Below are 17,138 nucleotides of genomic sequence, written 5' to 3'. Positions count from 1 at the left end.
GAGTTGTCCCCCGAGTCGCCCCCGACATGGGGAGTCTAGGGATGTCGAACATCGGGGGAACTATTTCAGGCCCGGCCCTCTGACCGAAAGTCGGACCTTGTGAAAACCGCGTACGGGCGTATGGGCCGGTGCCGTCGACGAGGCGGGAACCGGGCCGGAAAGCGGTGATCCGCGCGAGGGGGACATGCGCGGCGGCCGGGCCGCGCCGCGGATCGGGGGGTCCGCCATGAGCGCGCCACGAGCGCCGGCGCCGCCGAGCACGGCGCGCGGGTGCCCCGGGCGGACGTCCTGCCGTCCGCGATCGCCTCCGTGAGCTGGGCGTTGATCGGGACGGCGGGCACCGCGGCGCTCGGTCCGCGGTTGCCGGAGGCCGACGGGCGGGCTCGCCGGGGCCGATGACCGTGGCGGTCGTGGTTCTGGGGGCGGGGGGTTCGGCCGTTCCGTCCGGCGATGCGTCCGTCCTCGGTCTCACGGGCGCGGAGGCGGACGTCACCGTCGAAATCACGCCACTCGGGGGGAGCCTGGCCGGTGCGCTGCTGCTGTCGTACTCCTTCCTGCGGTCCTCTTCCCGCGGTCATTGCGGGCGGCGGGCGGCGTGGCCGCGCCGGCCGAACTCCTCGCCGCCCGCCCCGGCGGCCCCCGGCTCCCGCGAGCGGCCCGGGGACCGGTCCGCGTCCCGGTGGGGCGAGGGCCCGCCGCCCCCGCCGCCGGCTCCTCCCCGAAGGCCGCGGGGCGGGCGGTGAGCCCGCCGGCGACCGGGGGGACACGGACGGAACGCAAGGTTCCCGACGCCGGTGCGCCACCCGCTGTTCCCTGTCCGCTGGGCGGACCTCGGCAGCGCTGGGCACCGGGTGCCGGATACCGTGGAAACACCATGAGCGCATCGCAGACCTCCGACGTCCCCACCCTCCTTGTCAAGATCTTCGGCAAGGACAGGCCGGGCATCACGGCCGGCCTCTTCGACACCCTCGCCGCCTACTCGGTCGACGTGGTCGACATCGAGCAGGTCGTCACCCGTGGCCGGATCGTGCTGTGCGCGCTCGTGACCGAGCCGCCGCGAGGGCTGGAGGGCGATCTGCGGGCGACCGTCCACAGCTGGGCGGAGTCGATGAAGATGCAGGCGGAGATCATCTCCGGCATCGGCGACAACCGGCCGCGCGGGCTGGGCCGCTCCCTGGTGACCGTGCTCGGTCACCCGCTCACCGCGGAGGCGACCGCCGCGATCGCCGCCCGGATCACCAAGGCCGGCGGCAACATCGACCGCATCTTCCGGCTGGCGAAGTACCCGGTCACCGCGGTCGAGTTCGCGGTGTCCGGCGTGGCGACCGAGCCGCTGCGCACCTCCCTGGTGACCGACGCGGCGGCGCTGGGCGTGGACGTGGCGGTCGTCGCGGCCGGACTGCACCGGCGGGCGCAGCGCCTGGTCGTCATGGACGTGGACTCGACGCTCATCCAGGACGAGGTGATCGAGCTCTTCGCCGCGCACGCCGGCTGCGAGGACGAGGTCGCCGAGGTGACCGCGGCGGCGATGCGCGGGGAGCTGGACTTCGAGCAGTCGCTGCACGCGCGCGTGGCGCTGCTGGCGGGGCTGGACGCCTCGGTGGTGGAGAAGGTGCGCAGCGAGGTGCGGCTGACGCCGGGCGCCCGCACGCTGATCCGTACGCTGAAGCGGCTCGGGTACCAGGTCGGTGTCGTGTCCGGCGGTTTCACCCAGGTCACCGATGATCTGAAGGACCGGCTGGGGCTGGACTTCGCCCAGGCCAACACGCTGGAGATCGTCGACGGCAGGCTGACGGGCCGGGTGGTCGGCGAGATAGTGGACCGGGCGGGCAAGGCGCGGTTGCTGCGCCGGTTCGCCGCGGAGGCGGGCGTCCCGCTGTCGCAGACCGTGGCGATCGGCGACGGGGCCAACGACCTGGACATGCTGAACGCGGCCGGCCTCGGGGTCGCCTTCAACGCCAAGCCGGTGGTGCGCGAGGCGGCGCACACGGCGGTGAACGTGCCGTTCCTGGACACGGTCCTGTACCTGCTGGGCATCACCCGGGAAGAGGTCGAGGCGGCGGACACGCTCGACCAGCGGTGAGCGGCCGGCAGCGGCGGCCCGCCCTGATCCGCGCGGACGGCGGCTTTCCGGTACGGCGCGGGCGGCCTCCCGCCGCGACGTCCGGGGTCTCTTCGACGGCTTCCCGGACAGGAGCGGAGTGGCGTTCGGTGTGTGCGGCGTGCGAGGGGCGGGGGCTGCGCCGCGTGTCCCTTCCGCGCCGGGCGGCGCGGCGCCGCGCGGGCTCCGTCGCGGGGGCTTGAGGCCCGGTGCCGCGGCGGCGCCGGGCCCCGGCGCGTGGCCGGACGGTCGGGTCAGTCGGCCGGTGCCCAGTAGTCGAGCAGCGTGGCCACCCCGGGCTCCACGGTCTTCCAGGAGCCGGTGAAGGACAGCACGGCGAAGGCGGCGGCCGGGAAGCCGCGGCGGGCCATCCGCTCGCGGGCGTCGCCCTCGGCCGAGCCGGCCAGGACGTCGGCGAGTCCCTGCACGCCCGGGTTGTGGCCGATGAGGAGGACGTTGCGCACGTCGTCCGGGGTTTCGTCGAGCACGGCGATCAGCTCGCCGGGCGAGGCCTCGTAGATCCGCTCCTCGTAGACGGTCCTCGGCCGCTGCGGGAACTCGTGGACGGCCAGCTTCCAGGTCTCCCGCGTCCGGGTGGCGGTGGAGCAGAGGGCCAGGTCGAAGGGGATGCCGGTGTCGGCCAGCCGGCGCCCGGCCTCCGTGGCGTCCTTGCGGCCCCGCTCGGCGAGCGGTCGCTCGTGGTCGGTCACCTGTGGCCAGTCGGCTTTCGCATGCCGGAGGAGGACGATCCTGCGGGGTTCTTCGACGCTCATGAGCCCAGCTTCGCATGAAACAGGCCACGCGGCGCAGGGAGTTGACTCGCGGCTCCACCGGGGGGAGGCGCGGCCGGGGTGCCCGGTCCGGCCTCGCGGCCCGCCGGCACGCTCCCGCCTGCTCGTGATCAATACACCTAGCGCGCGGTGAGCTGCCGGACCCGCTCCAGGAGCTGGCTGAGCGCGGGGTCGCCGGTGGCCGCGTGCGCGTCCGACGGGTCGAGTATCAGGGTGAGCAGCGCGATGAAGGCGAGGACGGGCAGGGCGAGGGCCCACCAGGGGAGCCGGATGTCCGCGCCGGCCCGCGTCGCCGGGTGGGGCCGGGGGTGCATGGGGGCCGACATGGGTGCCTCCGCTGTCGTCGAGTGGTCCGTGAGGCCGCCCCTGACGGCCTCACCTCGAAACTACGGAAGGCCCGGTGTCCCGCCCATCCGGTGTCCCACCCACTCGACCCTGACCCTCGCCCCCTAGGGGACAGGGGGGTTGGCCCCACCATCGGCCGCGCGGCGGCCGCGCGCCGGCCGGCGGCGTCACGGCGAGGCGATGGACGCGATGATCCCGATGACCACGAAGATCGCGAAGAAGGCGCCGAAGACGAGCAGCATCTTCTTCTGACCGTGCTGGGGATTGGGGTCGAGCACTGGCATGCGGCAAGTCTCCCATCCCTCACCCGGCCCGGTGCCACCGGGTCGGCGGCCCGGCGGGTCGGCGGATCGGCGACCCGGCGGATCGGCGACCCGGCGGATCGGCCGGTCAGCGGGCCCACCGGTCAGCGGGCAGCCTCGTCCTCCACCGTGCGGGCGCGCCCCGCCAGCACGCCCACCGCCATCTGCGGGACCATCAGGGCGCACATCAGCGCGATCGGCAGGCCCCAGCCGCCGCTGTGCTGGTAGAGCACGCCCACCAGGAGCGGGCCGGGGATGGAGATCAGGTAGCCGGTGCTCTGCGCGAAGGCCGACAGCTGGGCGACGCCCGCGCCCGTCCTGGCCCGCATCCCGACCATGGTGAGGGCCAGCGGGAAGGCGCAGTTGGAGATCCCGAGCAGCACGGCCCAGGCCCAGGCACCGCCGACCGGGGCGAAGTGGAGGCCGGCGTATCCGGCCAGGCCGCAGAGGCCGAGCGCGAGCACGATCGGTCCCTGGTGGGGCAGCCGGGTGGCCAGGCGCGGGATGACGAAGGCCAGCGGCACGCCCATCACCATCGTCAGGGACAGCAGCAGCCCGGCCGTGCCCGCGGGCACGCCGGCGTCCCGGAAGATCTGCGCCATCCAGCCCATCGTGATGTAGGCGGCGGTGGCCTGGAGCCCGAAGAACACGGCGAGCGCCCAGGCGGTACGGCTCCGGGTGATCCGCAGCGCGGGCGTGTGCCCGCGCGCGGGCGCCTGCCCGGCGGCTCCGGTGCCCCGGTCCCGTACGAACGGGATCCACGGCAGTACGGCCGCCGCCGCGAGCGCCGCCCACACGGCGAGCCCCGGCTGCCAGTCGCCGCCCAGCGCGTCGGTCACCGGCACCGTCACCGCGGCCGCGAGCGAGGTGCCGAAGGCGAGGGCCATGGAGTACAGGCCGGTCATGGAGCCCACCCGGTCGGGGAACCAGCGCTTGACGATGACCGGCATCAGCACGTTGCCGACCGCGATGCCCGCGAGCGCGAGGGCGCTGGCGGCCAGGAAACCGGCCGTGCCGCCGGCGTACGGGCGCGTCAGCAGGCCCGTCGCGATGGCGGCCAGGCCGGCGCACACCACCGCGCCGGGCCCGAAGCGGCGGGCGAGCCGGGGGGCGACGGCGCCGAAGACGGCGAAGCAGAGCGAGGGCAGGGAGGTGAGCAGGCCGGCCACGCTGCCGCTCATGCCGAGCCCGTCGCGGACCTCTTCGAGGAGCGCGCCGAAGCTGGTGATGGCGGGGCGGAGGTTGAGCGCGGACAGCACGATGCCGAGGACGAGCAGACGGGTCGTCCACGCGCGGGGGGCGCCCGCCCCGGCTTTCCGGGCGTCGCCTCCGGCCGGATCGCGTACGGTCGCGGACTTCGGCGTCCGGGTTTCCTCGCCAGTCATGCGGCCCATCATAGAATCATGGGATGATTGGTTGTCCATTTCCGGGTCCACGGCTGCGGGGTCCGGTGTGCGAAGGTGTGCCATGCCCCTGAGCCATCCCCGCCGTTCGGTGCTGTCCGAGCAGGTCATCGCCGCGCTGCGGCAGCAGATCACCTCGGGCGAGTGGCCGGTCGGCTCCCGCATCCCCACGGAACCGGAGCTGGTCGAACAGCTCGGGGTCGCCCGCAACACGGTCCGCGAGGCCGTCCGCGCGCTGGCGCACAACGGCCTGCTGGACATCCGCCAGGGCTCCGGCACGTACGTCGTGGCGACCAGCGAGCTGGCGGGCGTGATGCACCGCCGCTTCGCCGGCGCCGATCCCCGGCACATCGCCGAGCTGCGCTCCACCCTGGAGTCGGCCGCCGCCAGACTGGCCGCCGAGCGGCGCACGGAGAAGGACCTCAAGCAGCTGGACGCGCTCCTGGCGCGGCGGGAGGAGGCCTGGGAGTCGGGTGACACGGAGGCGTTCGTGACGGCGGACGCGACCTTCCACCTGGCCGTCGTGGCCGCCTCCCACAACGACGTGATGAGCGCGATGTACGCCGATCTGGGCGAGGTGCTGCGGGACTGGCTGCGCGAGGACGTCGGCGCGGAACTGACGCCGGAGACGTACATGGACCACGCGCGCCTGGTCGACGCGATCCGCGCGGGCGACGCCGGGACGGCCGGAGCGGAGGCGGCGGGCTATCCGCTGCTGTGCCGTCCGGGCCGGTTCGGCCCGCCTCCTGATCAGCCCGCCCGGTGACCGGCCCGCCTCCTGGTCAGTCCGCCCTCCGGTGACTGATCCACACCGAGCCGACCTCTTTCCAGCAGCGTCCGGTCAGCCGCACGGTCTGTGCGGGCCCGGCCTCCACCGGGGAGGTGTCGGTGTCGAGGTCCCACCAGCGGGCGCACTCGATGTGCAGGCGCACCCGGTCGGGATCCGGGTAGGGATTGTGGCAGTACGCGGTCACCTCGGAACCGGTGACCCGGATCCGGCACGCGGCGCCGAACGGCCGTCCCGGCGACTCTCCGGTGTCCACCCGCGCGTGCGGCATCGCCTCGCAGGCGAGGGACAGCACGAGAGCGACGGCGACGGTCGCTGAGGCCAGGCTGCGGGACAGGCGCACAAGGGGACCTCCTCGGCCGTGCTGGGGAGGGGATCGCGTGGTGGACGCGTACTCCACAGTGCGCGGTCACCGGGTGCCGCGCCCGGCCGGTGGCCCGATCGGGTGACGCGCGGGATCCGGCGGACCCGCCGGACACGCCGAGGGCCCGCGCCCTCCCGGGGTGCGGGCCCTCGGCCGCCGGTCAGCCCGGCGGCGTCACGCGCCGATGGCGTGCAGACCGCCGTCCACGTGGATGATCTCGCCCGTGGTCTTCGGGAACCAGTCGCTCAGCAGGGCGACGACGCCGCGGCCGGCCGGCTCGGGGTCCTTCAGGTCCCACTCCAGCGGGGAGCGGGTGTCCCAGACGGAGGCCAGCTCGCTGAAGCCCGGGATGGACTTGGCGGCCATCGAGCCGATCGGGCCCGCCGAGATCAGGTTGCAGCGGATGTTCTGCTTGCCCAGGTCGCGCGCCATGTAGCGGTTGACGGCCTCCAGGGCGGCCTTGGCCGGGCCCATCCAGTCGTACTGCGGCCAGGCGTACTGGGCGTCGAAGGTGAGGCCGACGACCGAGCCGCCGTTCTGCATCAGCGGCAGGCAGGCCATGGTCAGCGACTTCAGGGAGAACGCCGAGACGTGCATGGCGGTGGCGACGGACTCGAACGGCGTGTTCAGGAAGTTGCCGCCGAGCGCGTCCTGCGGGGCGAAGCCGATGGAGTGGACGACGCCGTCGAGGCCGCCGAGCTCCTCGCCGACGATGTCGGCCAGGCGCCCGAGGTGCTCGTCGTTCGTCACGTCGAGCTCGACGACCTTGGTGGGCTTGGGCAGCTTCTTGGCGATGCGCTCGGTCAGCGTGGGCCGCGGGAACGCGGTCAGGATGATCTCGGCGCCCTGCTCCTGGGCCAGCTTGGCGGTGTGGAAGGCGATGGAGGACTCCATCAGCACACCGGTGATCAGGACGCGCTTGCCCTCGAGGATTCCGCTCATGGTGATCAGTGACCCATTCCCAGTCCGCCGTCAACGGGGATGACGGCTCCAGTGATGTACGAGGCGTCGTCGGAGGCGAGGAACCGCACCGCCGCGGCGATCTCCTCGGGCTGCGCGTACCGGCCGAGCGGCACCTGCGCCACGATGCCCGCGCGCTGCTCGTCGCTGAGCACCTTGGTCATGTCGGTGTCGACGAAGCCGGGCGCGACGACGTTGAAGGTGATGTTGCGCGAGCCCAGTTCCCGGGCGAGGGAACGCGCGAAGCCGACCAGGGCGGCCTTGGAGGCGGCGTAGTTGGCCTGGCCCGCGGAGCCGAGCAGCCCGACGACCGACGAGATCAGCACGACGCGGCCCTTCTTGGCGCGCAGCATGCCGCGGTTGGCGCGCTTGACCACGCGGAAGGTGCCGGTGAGGTTGGTGTCGAGGACGGACGTGAAGTCCTCCTCGGACATGCGCATCAGGAGCTGGTCCTTGGTGATGCCGGCGTTGGCGACGAGGACCTCGACGGGGCCGTGCGCCTCCTCGATCTCCTTGTAGGCCTGCTCCACCTGCTCGGTGTCGGTGATGTCGCACTTGACGGCCAGGCAGCCCAGCTCCGCCAGGGCGGCCGGCGGCTCGCCCGAGCGGTACGTGATCGCGACCTTGTCGCCGGCGTCGGCGAACGCACGGGCGATGGCGAGGCCGATGCCCCGGTTGCCTCCGGTGACGAGAACCGAGCGGCTCAACGGATCACCCTTTCGATAACGGTCCGGTACTCCGCCCGAGCACCTCGACGACAGGCGACGATGACAGGCGGCTTCATCGAAAACCTATCGGTCCGGGACCGACCGCGGACAATCGGGCACCCACAGTGGCTCGGGGGGCTGACTGTCGGGTCCCTACAGTCGTCCCGCCGCGTCAGTCCGACGTCCCGGGCGCGCGGGCGGTAGGCCGGCGCCGGCAGGGCGGAGGAGTCCATGCAGGTCAGCGGTGGTCGTCCGCCCTTCCGGCGAGGAGGAGCCCGACCGGATCGGGGGCGCCGGCGGGGATGTCGTACCCCGGCAGGCGCTCGAGGCCGGAGGTGGCCGCCGCCTCGAGGCCGATCCCACCCTGGGCGACGAGGCCGGAGCACCGGGCGACCGCTCGCGGGCCGGGCAGCGGTACGGCGGTGGCCCCGGCCTGCCGCGCGGGGCCGGGAACGGGTGCCGTCACCCGGCGGGACGCGGCGTGCGCGGCAGCCGGAACGGTCGCACGGCGCACTCCGCCCACACGGTCTTGCCCGGCCCCGGCCGCGCGCGGACCCCCCACCGCGCGACGACGGCCTCCACCAGGAGCAGCCCCCTGCCGCCGTCGGCGTCGGCGTCGGCCCGGGCCGCCGGTCCGGGGTGCCCGGGATGCGTGTCGGACACCTCGACGCGCACGACGCCGGCGGCACGGTCGCAGCTCAGCCGCAGCTCGAAGTCGCACCCGGGGACGCGGCCGTGGAGAACCGCGTTGGCGGCGAGTTCGGCGACGACGAGGGCGACGGTGTCGGAGTCGGGGCTGCCGTACGGCACGCCCCACAGGTCGAGCCGGTGCGCGGCGAGCCTGCGGGCGAGACGCGCGCCGCGGCGCGTGGCGGAGAAACGCTGGGCGAACACACTTACGGTTACGGCCTCTTGAGCCTCTGGTGCTGGCATGCGCCCAACGTTCCGGCGCCCTCCCCGCCCCGGACAGGGACGACACCCGTACAGACGTGGCTGTATCAGTGCACACTCCGGACTGGGTGGGTGACCCGCCGTGACCGCGGGTGGGCCGGGCGGGGTTGAGCGGGACGCGGACATGCGGACACGCGGACACGGAAGGTGCGGCGGCGATGAGGGCGGACACCGGCGGTGGCGGCGGGACGAACGGCACGGAGTCGGAACTCTCCGACGGTTTCAAGACCTTCGGCGCGGTCCTCAAGGCCTTGCGCGAGGAATCCGGGCTGACGCAGGAGGAGTTCGCGGTACGGGTGCGGTACTCGGCCGCGTACGTCGCCAAGATCGAGCAGGGCAAGCGGTTCCCGCCCGCGGACCTGCCCGCGCGGACGGAGGAGGTGCTGGGACCCGTCGCGGTCAAGGTGCTCACCGCGGCTGCGAGGAGTCTGACGAGGAGGGCGGGGCTGGCCTCGTGGTTCCAGCGGTGGGCGGGGATCGAGGAGGAGGCGATCTCCCTGTACGCGTACGAGTGCCGGGCGGTTCCGGGGTTGTTGCAGCCGGAGGCGTACATCCGGGCGATCTTCGACCGGCGGCTGCCGCCCGCGTCCGAGGAGCAGATCGAACGCGAGGTCACGGCTCGGCTGGAGCGCCAGCAGCTCATCGCCGCCAGGCCGAACACGGCGTTCAGCTTCGTCATCGAGCAGAGCGTCCTGGCCCGGCGCATGGGCGGACCCGAGGTCACCAGGCAGGTCATCGACCACCTTCTGGAGGTGGGCACCCGACGCAACGTCGAGGTCCAGGTCATGCCCACCGTCCAGGAGGACCACTGCGGGATCGACGGCCAGATGTACCTGGCGGAGACCCCCGCTCACCAGTGGATCGGTTACACCGAGGGGCAGCGGTCCAGCAGTCTGATCTCCGCGCCCAAGGACACGAGCGTCCTGCTCCAGCGCTACGGCACGCTGCGTTCCCAGGCCCTGGACTGCCGGGCTACCGTAAGGCTGCTGGAACAGATGCGAGGAGTCCTATGAGCAGCACCGACGAGCTGAGCTGGTTCAAGAGCAGCTACAGCGGCAGTGAGGCCGACAACTGCGTCGAGGTCGCCCTGCGCCCCGAGGCGGTCCGCATCCGCGACTCCAAGGACAAGCGCATCCGTCCTGTCGTCGTCGCGCCGGCCGCGTGGGCGGCGTTCACGGCGCTCGCGGCGGGCTCGTCCGCGGAAGACTGAGTCCGCCGCCGTACGTGACACGTTCGCGGGCGGGCACGGGAATCGGTCCCGTGCCCGCCCGCGGTGCGTGACGGCCGTGGGTGGCGGGCCGCGGTCCGCGCCCCGTACGCCTCCTCCTTTCGGGTGGCCCGGCCGGACGCCGGTGCCCACCGCCGGGCCCGGCGTCCGGTCGGGCGCGTGGCGTTCCGCCGGCCCGCACCCCGTACGGACGTGTGCGCCCCGGGCTCCACGTGCTTCACTGCCGTCCTGCGCAACCGGTTCGGACGGACGGACGCGAACAGTCGCCACGAAGGGAACCCCACCCGTGCCCCATGACATCGACCAGTCGTTCCTGGCCCTGCCCCTACGCGCCCTCGCCGACGCCGCCCTCGCCCGCGCGCGGGCGCTCGGCGCCGAGCACGCGGACTTCCGCTTCGAGCGGGTGCGCAGCGCCTCCTGGCGGCTCAGGGACGCCCGGCCCGCCGGGTCGTCGGACACCACCGACCTCGGGTACGCGGTGCGCGTGGTGCACGGCGGCGCGTGGGGTTTCGCCTCCGGCGTCGACCTGACCCTGGACGCCGCCGCCAAGGTCGCCTCGCAGGCGGTGGCCATGGCGAAGCTCTCCGCGCAGGTGATCAGGGCGGCCGGGTCGGACGAGCGCGTGGAGCTGGCCGACGAGCCGGTGCACGCCGACCGGACGTGGGTCTCGTCGTACGAGATCGACCCGTTCGCGGTGCCCGACGAGGAGAAGACCGGGCTGCTGGCCGAGTGGAGCGCGCGGCTGCTGGCCGCCGACGGGGTGGACCACGTCGACGCCTCGTTGCTCACCGTGCACGAGAACAAGTTCTACGCGGACACCGCCGGGACCGTGACCACGCAGCAGCGGGTGCGGCTGCACCCGGTGCTCACCGCGGTGTCGGTGGACGAGTCCAGCGGCGAGTTCGACTCGATGCGCACCCTCGCGCCGCCGGCCGGGCGCGGCTGGGAGTACCTCACGGGCACCGGCTGGGACTGGGAGGGCGAACTGGAGCAGATCCCGGAGCTGCTCGCCGAGAAGATGCGCGCCCCGAGCGTCGAGCCGGGGGTGTACGACCTGGTCGTCGACCCGTCGAACCTGTGGCTGACCATCCACGAGTCCATCGGCCACGCCACCGAGCTGGACCGGGCGCTGGGCTACGAGGCCGCCTACGCCGGCACCTCCTTCGCCACCTTCGACCGGCTCGGCAAGCTGAAGTACGGCTCGGAGCTGATGAACGTCACCGGCGACCGCACCGCCGAGCACGGCCTGGCCACCGTCGGCTACGACGACGAGGGCGTCGAGGCGCAGTCCTGGGACCTGGTGAAGGACGGCGTCCTGGTCGGCTACCAGCTCGACCGGCGCATCGCGCGGCTGACCGGGTTCGAGCGGTCCAACGGGTGCGCGTACGCCGACTCCCCCGCCCACGTGCCGGTGCAGCGGATGGCCAACGTGTCGCTGCGGCCGGACCCGGCCGGGCTGTCCACCGAGGACCTGATCGGCAGCGTGGACCGGGGCATCTACGTCGTCGGGGACCGGTCCTGGTCGATCGACATGCAGCGGTACAACTTCCAGTTCACCGGGCAGCGGTTCTTCCGGATCGAGAACGGGCGGCTCGCCGGGCAGCTGCGGGACGTCGCCTACCAGGCGACGACGACCGAGTTCTGGGGGTCGATGACCGCGGTGGGCGGCCCGCAGACGTACGTCCTGGGCGGTGCCTTCAACTGCGGCAAGGCCCAGCCGGGCCAGGTGGCCGCCGTGTCGCACGGCTGCCCCTCCGCCCTCTTCAAGGGAGTCAACATTCTGAACACCACCCAGGAGGCCGGTCGATGAGCCCGCGTACGAACAAGCCGCACGAACTCGTCGAGCGCGCCCTGCAGCTGTCCCGGGCCGACGGCTGCGTCGTGATCGCCGACGAGCACTCGACCGCCAACCTGCGCTGGGCGGGCAACACGCTCACCACGAACGGCGTCACGCGCGGGCGCACGCTCACCGTCGTCGCCACCGTCGACGGCCGGGAGGGCACCGCCTCCGGCGTCGTCTCCCGCTCGGCGGTGACCCCCGACGAACTGGAGGCCGTGGTGCGGGCCGCCGAGGCCGCCGCGCGGGGCGCCGGGCCCGCCGAGGACGCGCAGCCGCTGGTGGCGGGCGTGCCGGAGTCCCCCGGCTTCACCGACGCGCCCGCCGAGACGTCGTCGGCGGTGTTCGCCGACTTCGCGCCGGCGCTCGGGGAGGCGTTCGCCCGGGCCCGGGCGGGCGGGCGGGAGCTGTACGGCTTCGCCCACCACGAGGTCGTCTCGACGTACCTGGGGACGTCGACGGGGCTGCGGCTGCGGCACGACCAGCCGACCGGGACGCTGGAGCTGAACGCCAAGTCGCCGGACGGGCTGCGGTCGGCGTGGGCGGGCCGCTCCACCCGGGACTTCGCGGACGTCGACCCGGCGGCGCTCGACGCCGAGCTCGCCGTACGCCTGGGCTGGGCCGAGCGGCGCGTCGAGCTGCCCGCGGGGCGGTACGAGACGCTGCTGCCGCCGACCGCGGTCGCGGACCTGCTGATCTACCAGCTGTGGTCGTCCTCGGGCCGGGACGCGGCCGAGGGGCGGACCGTGTTCTCCCGGCCGGGCGGCGGCACCCGCGTCGGCGACCGGCTCAGCGGGCTGCCGCTGACACTGCGCAGCGACCCGGCCGAGCCGGGGCTCCAGACCGCGCCCTTCGTCATCGCGCACTCCTCCGGGGGCGACCAGTCGGTGTTCGACAACGGGCTCCCGGTCCGGGGCACCGACTGGATCCGCGAGGGGAAGCTCGCGCACCTGACGACCACCCGGCACAGCGCGGCCCTGACCGGGCTGCCCGTGGCCCCGGCGATCGGCAACCTGGTGCTGGACGGCGGCACGGACCGCTCCCTGGACGAGATGGTCGCGGACACCGGGCGCGGGCTGCTGCTGACCTGCCTGTGGTACATCCGCGAGGTCGACCCGGCGACGCTGCTGCTGACCGGCCTGACCAGGGACGGCGTCTACCTGGTCGAGAACGGCGAGGTCGTCGGCGCGGTGAACAACTTCCGGTTCAACGAGTCGCCGGTCGGCCTGCTGGGCCGGGCCACGGAGGCGGGGCGCACGGAGAAGACGCTGCCGCGGGAGTGGAGCGACTGGTTCACCCGGGCGGCGATGCCGCCGCTCAGGGTCCCGGACTTCAACATGAGCTCGGTGAGCCGGGGCGTATAACCTCGTAGTCGGCTGTCGCCCCGGCAGCCGAGGATCTTCGAGGAGAACGAGAACCGTGACGGACATCGTCGACGACCTGAAGTGGCGCGGGCTGTTCGCCCAGTCCACCGACGAGGACGCTTTGCGCAAGGCGCTCGCGGACGGTCCCGTCACGTTCTATTGCGGCTTCGACCCGACCGCGCCGTCCCTGCACGTGGGCCACCTGGTGCAGGTGCTCACGGTGCGCCGGCTCCAGCAGGCCGGACACCGGCCGCTGGCGCTGGTCGGCGGCGCCACGGGCCTGATCGGCGATCCGCGCCCGACCGCGGAGCGCACGCTGAACTCGCCGGAGACCGTCGCGGGCTGGGTCGAGAAGCTGCGCCGCCAGATCGAGCCGTTCCTGTCCTTCGAGGGCGAGAACGCGGCCGTGCTGGTCAACAACCTCGACTGGACGCAGGGCCTGTCCGCGATCGAGTTCCTGCGGGACATCGGCAAGCACTTCCGCGTCAACAAGATGCTGACGAAGGAGTCCGTGGCCCGGCGTCTGGAGTCCTCCGAGGGCATCAGCTACACGGAGTTCAGCTACCAGCTCCTGCAGGCCATGGACTTCCTCCAGCTGTACCGGAAGTACGGCTGCACGCTCCAGCAGGGCGGCAGCGACCAGTGGGGCAACCTCACGGCGGGCCTGGACCTGATCCACCGGCTGGAGCCGGACGCCACCGTGCACGCCTTCGCGACGCCGCTGATGACGAAGGCGGACGGCACCAAGTTCGGCAAGACCGAGGGCGGCGCCGTCTGGCTCGACCCGGAGATGACCACGCCGTACGCGTTCTACCAGTTCTGGCTGAACGTCGACGACCGGGACGTCAACCGCTACCTGCGCATCCTGTCCTTCCGGTCCCGCGAGGAGCTCCAGGAGCTGGAGCGGCAGACCGAGGAGCGCCCGCAGGCCCGCGCCGCGCAGCGCGCGCTCGCCGAGGAGCTGACGACGCTGGTGCACGGCGCCGGGCAGACGGCCGCCGTGATCGCCGCGTCCAAGGCGCTCTTCGGCCAGGGCGAGCTGGCGGAGCTGGACGAGGGGACGCTGGCCGCGGCGCTGGCGGAGGTGCCGCACATCAAGGTCGCCGAGCCGGGCCCGGTCGTGGACCTGTTCGCCGGGACCGGCCTGGTGGCCAGCAAGTCGGCCGCGCGCCGCACGGTCAAGGAGGGCGGCGCCTACGTGAACAACGTCAAGGTCGCCGGCGAGGACGCGGTCCCCGCCCGGGAGGACCTGATCCACGGGCGCTGGCTGGTGCTGCGCCGGGGGAAGAAGAACCTGGCGGCGGTCGAGGTCACCGGCGCGTGACGCGCCGCGCGGGTCCGCGCTCCCCGTCGGGGAGCGCGGACCCGCGCGCCGGACGGCGGTGCGGGTTCACGCCCGGCGCCTCTTGCCGCGGATCTGCAGGTACGCCATGTCGACGAAGAAGACGATGACGACCGCGGCCACCAGCTGGAAGATGTGCCGGCTCCAGTCGATGCCCCTGGTCTCGTCGACGCCGACGCCCCGGGCGATGGCGTTGCCGACGATCGCGCCGAGGATGCCGCAGAGGGTGGTCAGCCACAGCGGACTGTGCTGCTTGCCCGGGATGACCGCCTTGGCGATCAGACCGAGCACGAATCCCACGATGATCGCCCACAACCAGCCCATGACTGCCTCCTCGTCCGGCTCCACGTGAGCAGTACGGCCAGTGTCCGCCGGTACGCGGTCCGGCGCATGCCCCGTACGGCCATCCGGGGCACCCGGTGTGCGGAACCCGGCGTACGCCGTTCGTGCGGGCCGGGGCGGACCCGGTCTCGTGGACGGCGCAGGCGCGGCGTACCGTGGGAGCTGTCCGGGTCCGGTTCCCGACCGGCCCGGGCCGGTGCGGGGGCGAGAACGGTCCGATGCGGGCGGATGGTGGAATGTGATGCGGAAGCAGCATGGCGGCGGCAACGGCCAGGTGTTCCGGATCACCGGAGCCCGGACGGGCCTCCAGGAGGACGTGCGCGGCCGGCAGCGCCGGTACGTGATCTCGATGTCGGTCCGTACGCTGTCGGTGATCCTCGCGGCGACGCTCTGGAACGTGGAACGGCACGTCGCGATCGTGGCCCTGGTGCTCGGCGCGGTCCTGCCCTACATCGCGGTGGTGATCGCCAACGGCGGGCGGGAGAACGCGCCGTCGCTGCCGTCGACGTTCGTGACGCCGCCGGCGCGGCCGATGCTCGCGCCGCCCCGGGCGGAGGACGGCTCCGCGGAACCCGCCGCGGAGGACAGGGCGTCCGGCCCGGCGCCGGGCGCACGGAGCGAGCCGCGCGAGCGGGCGTGACCGCGGCGGGCCGGGACGGCGGCGGGCCGTTCCGGTCAAGCCCGGGAAAACCTCAGATCAATCATGTTGTTCCGGTGCCGGGCGGCAGGCCGCCCGTGACATACTTCGTAGGCGCTCCGCATCCCCCGTCGGAGCGACGGACCGACGCCGGGCAGCTCCCCCCGTGGCTGCTCGGCGTCGCTCTTGTGTGCGCCGACCGGGTTAGGGTCGGCATGTGATGGTCCCTGATCCCGATACGCCGATCTGTTCCGCCAAGGGCTGCCGTGCCGCCGCCGTCTGGGTGCTCGCCTGGAACAACCCGAAGATCCATCCGCCGGAGCGACGCAAGACGTGGCTGGCGTGCGAGGAGCACCGGGAGCACCTGTCGCAGTTCCTCGGGGTGCGCGGGTTCCTGAAGGACGTCGTCGGCTTCGAGGAGTGGGCGGCGGCCGGGAACTCCTAGCCCCGGCCGCGGGCTCCCGGAGCGCTCGGCTCCGGTGCCCCGGCAGGCCACGTCCGCCCGTCGGGGGGCGCACCCCGGTGCGTGCTCCCGGCGTGTCCCTCGTACCGCACGCGGCCGGGCCTCCGGCCGGGTGCGGCGGGAGCGGGCGCCGGACGTCGCGACGGGGTGGGCCCGGCCGGTCTAGCCCCCGATCGCGGACATCGGCCGGTCGGGCTGGACGAACGAGGGGTCGTCCAGCCCGGCGCCCGCCTTCTTGCCCCACATGGCCAGCCGCCAGATGCGGGCGATCTCCTCGTCGGGGGCGCCGGAGCGCAGGGCGGCGCGCAGGTCGGTCTCCTCGCGGGCGAACAGGCAGGTGCGTATCTGGCCGTCGGCGGTGAGGCGGGTGCGGTCGCAGGCGGCGCAGAACGGGCGGGTGACGGAGGCGATGACCCCGACGCGGTGCGGGCCGCCGTCGACGATCCAGCGCTCGGCGGGGGCCGAGCCGCGCTCCTCGGAGCCCTCGGGGGTCAGGTCGAAGCGGGTGCGCAGGGAGGCCAGGATGTCGCCCGCGGTGATCATGCCGTCGCGCTTCCAGCCGTGCTGGGCGTCCAGGGGCATCTGCTCGATGAAGCGCAGTTCGTAGTCGTGTTCGATCGCCCAGGCGAGCAGGTCCGGGGCCTCGTCGCCGTTCAGTCCCGGCATCAGGACCGAGTTCACCTTCACCGGGGTCAGGCCCGCCTCGCGGGCCGCTTCGAGACCTTCGAGGACGTCCTTGTGGCGGTCGCGGCGGGTGAGGGCCTTGAAGACGTCGGGACGGAGGGTGTCCAGGGAGACGTTGACCCGGTCCAGGCCCGCCGCCTTCAGGGCCCGTGCCGTGCGCTTCAGGCCGATGCCGTTGGTGGTGAGGGACGTCCGGGGGCGTGGGTCGAGGGCCGCGACACGCTCGACGATGCCGGTCAGGCCGGGGCGCAGCAGGGGCTCGCCGCCGGTGAAGCGGACCTCCTCGATACCGAGGGAGGTGACGGCGATGCCGATCAGGCGGACGATCTCGTCGTCGGTGAGCAGGTCGGGCTTGGCCAGCCACTGCAGGCCCTCCTCGGGCATGCAGTAGGTGCATCGCAGATTGCACCGGTCGGTCAGCGAAACCCTCAGGTCGGTGGCCACTCGGCCGTAGGTGTCGATGAGCACGTGGGCCCCTCCCTCGACGCGGATCGTGCGCGGAGCACGTCCCCTCGGTGTCTGCGAGCCTA

Annotated in this window: 20 protein-coding genes and 1 pseudogene; 10 read left to right on the top strand and 11 right to left on the bottom strand. The window is 73.3% G+C overall.

Going from position 1 to position 17,138, the window contains the following annotated elements:
- Positions 1-270 precede the first annotated feature (270 nt).
- Both ABD363_RS27340 and serB read left to right on the top strand, forming a co-directional pair.
- A pseudogene (locus ABD363_RS27340) lies at positions 271-622 on the top strand (streptophobe family protein); the annotation flags it as partial.
- 252 nt (positions 623-874) lie between these two features.
- The gene (gene serB, locus ABD363_RS27335) at positions 875-2,083 is read left to right on the top strand and encodes a phosphoserine phosphatase SerB (RefSeq protein WP_344608239.1); all 1,209 of its coding nucleotides are present in this window, start codon (positions 875-877) and stop codon (positions 2,081-2,083) included.
- Between the two features lie 272 nt (positions 2,084-2,355).
- Here serB and ABD363_RS27330 read toward each other — a convergent pair whose 3' ends face one another.
- From ABD363_RS27330 to ABD363_RS27315, 4 genes are all read right to left on the bottom strand, one after another.
- A complete protein-coding gene (locus tag ABD363_RS27330; RefSeq protein WP_344608207.1) occupies positions 2,356-2,874 on the bottom strand; it encodes a SixA phosphatase family protein in 519 nt (172 codons plus the stop codon).
- 137 nt (positions 2,875-3,011) lie between these two features.
- The gene (locus ABD363_RS27325) at positions 3,012-3,218 is read right to left on the bottom strand and encodes a hypothetical protein (protein ID WP_344608205.1); all 207 of its coding nucleotides are present in this window, start codon (positions 3,216-3,218) and stop codon (positions 3,012-3,014) included.
- Between the two features lie 186 nt (positions 3,219-3,404).
- Positions 3,405-3,521, bottom strand: a complete 117-nt coding sequence (locus ABD363_RS27320; RefSeq protein WP_344608203.1) for an SGM_5486 family transporter-associated protein — start codon at positions 3,519-3,521, stop codon at positions 3,405-3,407.
- Positions 3,522-3,643: 122 nt separating this feature from the next.
- Positions 3,644-4,936 carry a CynX/NimT family MFS transporter gene (locus ABD363_RS27315; protein ID WP_344608201.1) on the bottom strand — a complete coding sequence of 431 codons (1,293 nt, stop codon included), beginning with the start codon at positions 4,934-4,936 and terminating at the stop codon, positions 3,644-3,646.
- Between the two features lie 70 nt (positions 4,937-5,006).
- Between ABD363_RS27315 and ABD363_RS27310 the strand changes: the two genes are divergently transcribed.
- Positions 5,007-5,708, top strand: coding sequence for a FadR/GntR family transcriptional regulator (locus ABD363_RS27310; protein WP_344608199.1), 702 nt, complete (start codon positions 5,007-5,009; stop codon positions 5,706-5,708).
- Positions 5,709-5,724: 16 nt separating this feature from the next.
- Here the strand turns inward: ABD363_RS27310 and ABD363_RS27305 are convergent, their stop codons facing one another.
- The 5 genes from ABD363_RS27305 to ABD363_RS27285 all read right to left on the bottom strand — a co-directional run bounded on the left by ABD363_RS27305 (position 5,725) and on the right by ABD363_RS27285 (position 8,654).
- Complete coding sequence (locus tag ABD363_RS27305; RefSeq protein WP_344608197.1) at positions 5,725-6,072, bottom strand: hypothetical protein; 348 nt, start codon at positions 6,070-6,072, stop codon at positions 5,725-5,727.
- Positions 6,073-6,267: 195 nt separating this feature from the next.
- Positions 6,268-7,035, bottom strand: coding sequence for an enoyl-ACP reductase FabI (gene fabI / locus ABD363_RS27300; protein ID WP_344608195.1), 768 nt, complete (start codon positions 7,033-7,035; stop codon positions 6,268-6,270).
- A 5-nt stretch (positions 7,036-7,040) separates the two neighbouring features.
- On the bottom strand, positions 7,041-7,760 hold the full coding sequence (gene fabG, locus ABD363_RS27295; protein ID WP_344608193.1) for a 3-oxoacyl-[acyl-carrier-protein] reductase: 720 nt from the start codon (positions 7,758-7,760) through the stop codon (positions 7,041-7,043).
- A 238-nt stretch (positions 7,761-7,998) separates the two neighbouring features.
- Positions 7,999-8,226 carry a hypothetical protein gene (locus tag ABD363_RS27290; RefSeq protein WP_344608191.1) on the bottom strand — a complete coding sequence of 76 codons (228 nt, stop codon included), beginning with the start codon at positions 8,224-8,226 and terminating at the stop codon, positions 7,999-8,001.
- Positions 8,223-8,654 carry an ATP-binding protein gene (locus ABD363_RS27285; protein WP_344608189.1) on the bottom strand — a complete coding sequence of 144 codons (432 nt, stop codon included), beginning with the start codon at positions 8,652-8,654 and terminating at the stop codon, positions 8,223-8,225. Before ABD363_RS27285 ends, ABD363_RS27290 begins: the two co-directional genes overlap by 4 nt.
- Positions 8,655-8,869: 215 nt before the next feature.
- Between ABD363_RS27285 and ABD363_RS27280 the strand changes: the two genes are divergently transcribed.
- The 5 genes from ABD363_RS27280 to tyrS all read left to right on the top strand — a co-directional run bounded on the left by ABD363_RS27280 (position 8,870) and on the right by tyrS (position 14,464).
- A complete protein-coding gene (locus ABD363_RS27280; RefSeq protein ID WP_344608187.1) occupies positions 8,870-9,724 on the top strand; it encodes a helix-turn-helix domain-containing protein in 855 nt (284 codons plus the stop codon).
- Positions 9,721-9,921, top strand: coding sequence for a DUF397 domain-containing protein (locus tag ABD363_RS27275; RefSeq protein WP_344608185.1), 201 nt, complete (start codon positions 9,721-9,723; stop codon positions 9,919-9,921). Before ABD363_RS27280 ends, ABD363_RS27275 begins: the two co-directional genes overlap by 4 nt.
- Before the next feature lie 304 nt (positions 9,922-10,225).
- A complete protein-coding gene (locus tag ABD363_RS27270; RefSeq protein ID WP_344608183.1) occupies positions 10,226-11,749 on the top strand; it encodes a TldD/PmbA family protein in 1,524 nt (507 codons plus the stop codon).
- A complete protein-coding gene (locus ABD363_RS27265; protein ID WP_344608181.1) occupies positions 11,746-13,140 on the top strand; it encodes a metallopeptidase TldD-related protein in 1,395 nt (464 codons plus the stop codon). Before ABD363_RS27270 ends, ABD363_RS27265 begins: the two co-directional genes overlap by 4 nt.
- A 55-nt stretch (positions 13,141-13,195) precedes the next feature.
- On the top strand, positions 13,196-14,464 hold the full coding sequence (gene tyrS / locus ABD363_RS27260) for a tyrosine--tRNA ligase (protein WP_344608179.1): 1,269 nt from the start codon (positions 13,196-13,198) through the stop codon (positions 14,462-14,464).
- 66 nt (positions 14,465-14,530) lie between these two features.
- Here the strand turns inward: tyrS and ABD363_RS27255 are convergent, their stop codons facing one another.
- Positions 14,531-14,806, bottom strand: coding sequence for a GlsB/YeaQ/YmgE family stress response membrane protein (locus ABD363_RS27255; protein WP_344608177.1), 276 nt, complete (start codon positions 14,804-14,806; stop codon positions 14,531-14,533).
- Positions 14,807-15,065: 259 nt separating this feature from the next.
- Here ABD363_RS27255 and ABD363_RS27250 point away from each other — a divergent pair, with 259 nt between their 5' ends.
- Together ABD363_RS27250 and ABD363_RS27245 are read left to right on the top strand one after the other, a co-directional pair.
- A complete protein-coding gene (locus ABD363_RS27250) occupies positions 15,066-15,464 on the top strand; it encodes a DUF3099 domain-containing protein (protein WP_344608175.1) in 399 nt (132 codons plus the stop codon).
- Positions 15,465-15,681: 217 nt separating this feature from the next.
- Positions 15,682-15,906, top strand: a complete 225-nt coding sequence (locus ABD363_RS27245) for a hypothetical protein (RefSeq protein ID WP_344608237.1) — start codon at positions 15,682-15,684, stop codon at positions 15,904-15,906.
- Positions 15,907-16,086: 180 nt separating this feature from the next.
- On the opposite strand, the gene moaA is transcribed toward ABD363_RS27245, so the two are convergent.
- Complete coding sequence (gene moaA / locus ABD363_RS27240) at positions 16,087-17,076, bottom strand: GTP 3',8-cyclase MoaA (RefSeq protein ID WP_344608173.1); 990 nt, start codon at positions 17,074-17,076, stop codon at positions 16,087-16,089.
- Between the last annotated feature and the right edge of the window lie 62 nt (positions 17,077-17,138).

Source organism: Streptomyces glaucus (assembly GCF_039533365.1).
GTDB lineage: Bacteria > Actinomycetota > Actinomycetes > Streptomycetales > Streptomycetaceae > Streptomyces > Streptomyces glaucus.
Note: the sequence above shows the minus strand (reverse complement) of the source record. Positions and strands in the feature narration are given on the sequence as shown.